The 3,131-nt window shown below is 67.5% G+C and carries 1 protein-coding gene and 1 pseudogene; both read right to left on the bottom strand.

The features are described 5' to 3' along the window. Positions 1–109: 109 nt before the first annotated feature. Positions 110–2,341, bottom strand: a complete 2,232-nt coding sequence (locus GPA_RS15325) for a molybdopterin dinucleotide binding domain-containing protein (RefSeq protein WP_015540429.1) — start codon at positions 2,339–2,341, stop codon at positions 110–112. A 111-nt stretch (positions 2,342–2,452) separates the two neighbouring features. Continuing rightward, a pseudogene (locus tag GPA_RS15320) lies at positions 2,453–3,131 on the bottom strand (molybdopterin-dependent oxidoreductase); the annotation flags it as partial.

The following is a 3,131-nucleotide window of genomic DNA, read 5'->3' as shown; positions in this document are numbered from 1 at the left end:
GGCACGTCGTTCTCGCGCTTGCAGGCCACGGTGCACGCGTTGCAGCCGATGCACAGGGAGAGATCGATCAGCATGCCAAGCTTTTTCTCGTTCATGATCGCTTACCCCCTTAAGCCTTCTCGATTTTGAACATGCCGCCGCAACGGCCGGGCGACGCCGCGTCGTTCTCGGCGATGATGCTGATGACGTCGTCGCCGGTGACGCCCGTGACCGTGGGGTCGAGCATCTGGTGGATGCGCACGCCTGCCGCGATGGCCGGGTCGCCCTTCGTGGCCTTGCCGTCCACCTCGATGTCCTGGGCGCCGTAGTTCTGGTGCTCGTAGCCGAACGCGAGGGCGAACGCGCCCTTCACCTGTCCGGCGCGCACCATGGCGACGCCCTCGCTCACGTCGCCGAGCGGCGTGGTGGCGCGTACCAAGTCGCCGTCCTTGATGCCCAGCTCGGCCGCGTCCTCGCGGTTGAGCTCGATGTAGTTGTGGCTGCACAGGTCGCGCATGACCGGGCTGTTCGACAGCATGGAGATGGAGCGGAAGCGCGGCTTGTGCTCCGAGGCGCCGAACGGGTACTCCTCGCGCGAGAAGTGGTCCTCCATGGGCGACAGGTCGGTGAACGTCTCGGGGTTGTAGCGCAGCGTGCCGGGCAGCTGCTTTCCCGAGTAGCAGTTCCTGTTCGTCGCGCGCTTCTCGCTGTAGAAGTACGCCTGGTTCTCGTCCTGGTACCCGCGGCTGCGCCTCCCGTCGGCGTCGTGCACGTAGGACATGGGCCAGTAGCGCCCTCCGCGCGAGAGCACGCTCTGCACCTTGGGCCACTCCTCGTCGGACACGGCCGCCTTGAAGCTGTCGGGCAGCTCGTCGAGGCCCTGGAGGTGCGCTTCCTGCGCGTCGATGTCGGCCACCGGCTCCTCGGCGTAGGCCAGGTTCGCGACCGCCTTCAGGTAGAAGTCGGCGGCATCGCGCAGCGGCCACGCCTTGCCGTCCACATCCTTGATGGCGCCCTCGCCCCATCCGGGCAGACCGCACGCCTCGGCCACGTCGGCCAGGAACGTCTCCCAGCTGGCATGGCGCCCGTCGGCCAGCTTCATGCTCTCCGGCTCCTTCACCTGCCAGCGCACGGTGGTGCCGTAGCCGGTGAACGTGGTGCCCGTGGTGGGCAGGCCGAAGCTCTCGTAGGGGGTGACGTCGGGCACGATGTAGTCGGCGTACTGGGCGTGCTCGCCCACGAACACGTCGCACACGATGTGCAGCGGCAGCACCTCGGGGTCGCACAAACGCTCCACGACCTCGTCGCGCATGGCGCCCGGCGTGGCCTGGATCGTGTTGCACATGAAGGAGGTGAGGATCTTCGCCTGGTAGGGGTACTTGTTCACGATGGAGAGCAGCGCCTGGCTGTCGGAGGCCGCGCCGTTGGCGAACCAGGGCATGAGCGGCTTGGGGTCCTTCTCGCCGGCCGCCACGCGATTCTTGTACTCGTCGGTCTTCTTCCAGGCCTTCACCGTGCGCGAGATGTAGCACGCGTTCTTCGTGGAGACGTCGGGCTTGCCCTCGATGGCGCCCAGCTTGTAGCGCTTGCCGTTGCCCGTCGTCGTAGGTGCCGGGCTGTTGGGGGCGTTGCCGCCGATCATCTGGTTCGCGCCCACGATGGCATGGAGCACCGCGGCCCCCATGACCGTGTCGATGCCGTTGACCGAGGCAGCCGAGCCGCCCTTGTGGCAGATGCCCACGCGGGTGCCGTGCGAGGTGTACTCGCGGGCAATGCGCTCCAGGTCCTCCACGGACACGCCGGTGATCTCGGCGTACTCGTCCATGGTGTACTCGTTCACCGTCTCGGTGAGGAGCGAGAAGCCGGTGCGCACCGCGACGCCGTTCACCTCGCCCTCGAACTCGAGCGTGCCCTTGCTGCACGCGGAGTGCAGCGCCGGCTGCCCGGTGGCAGCGTCGATGACCACGTACTGCTCGACCGCCTTGCCGTCCTTGTCCTTCTCCTCGGGCGCGTCGATGCCCGCATCCGCCGCGCGCATGAGCTTGCGGTAGTTCGGATGGTTCTCGTCGACGATGACCAGGTACGTGGCGTTCGTGTAGGCGCCGTACCCGCCCTCGACGGCCGCCTTCTGGGTGGTGAAGGAGATGGCGTCGGCGTTGTAGGTCTTGTCGGCGATGATCTTCTGCACGAGCGCGGCGCAGAACGCGGCGTTCGTGGCGGGCTTGATGGGTATCCAGTTGATGCCCGGGATGGTGGGCGTCACGGAACCGTTGGCGAGCGTGCAGTCGAGCACGTCGATCTTGAGCTTCCCGGCCGCGAGGTTCTTGAGCGTGCGCTTGCCGGAGCTCTGGAAGTTGATCATGCTGCCGCCCGGGAAGGCGCCCAGCCAGATTGCGTACTCGGCCTCCTCCGGCTCGGGGGTGAGGCCGTTCTTACCTGCTTGTGCCAGCGAACTCGCTGAGTTGGCGACCGCTCAACTGCTGGCGTGCCCGTAGGCGTTGATCGTGCCGAACGTCGAGGCGAAGCGGCTGCTAAAGTTGCCGCGGCCGTCCGAGCGGCTGCCCAGCATGACCAGCTGGTTGGACACGGGGCCGAGGCCCGGCTCGTCGGGGTTCATCGGCGTCTTCGTGTCATGGAGCTCCTTGAAGCCCATGACCTCGCGGTCCTCGCCGATCTCGGCGAACAGCTTGCCGCCTTCCGTGACCTCCTTGATGAGCTGGTCCCAGCCGATGGCCTTCCACTTGCCCTCGCCGCGCTTGCCGGCGCGCTTGAGCGGCACGGTGATGCGGTCGGGCTGGGTGTAGCCGTCCAACGTGCCGTTGCCGCGGCCGCACACGGTGCCGCGCAGCTGGTTGCCCTTGCCGTTGGCGTAGCTCAAGGACTGGTACGCCTCGGTGAGGGGCGCCTCGAAGTCCAGGAACGGGTACGCATCGGCCGGGTTGTAGGGGTTGCCGCCCACGCCCAGCACGCTGCCCGTCTCGCGGTCGAGCTTCACGCGGTTGCCGCACGAGCAGTAGCACCCCACGCAGCCGGAATAGCGCACGACCACGTCCTCGTTGACGGTCACGTCGCCGGTCTTCGGGTCGACGCTCGCCTCGACGGGCTTGCCCTTGGCCGGTGCCGGGAACGCCGACTCGGCCGCAACGGCCGCG

The organism is Gordonibacter pamelaeae 7-10-1-b, assembly GCF_000210055.1.
GTDB classification, from domain to species: domain Bacteria; phylum Actinomycetota; class Coriobacteriia; order Coriobacteriales; family Eggerthellaceae; genus Gordonibacter; species Gordonibacter pamelaeae.
This window is presented reverse-complemented; position numbering and strand designations above follow the sequence as displayed.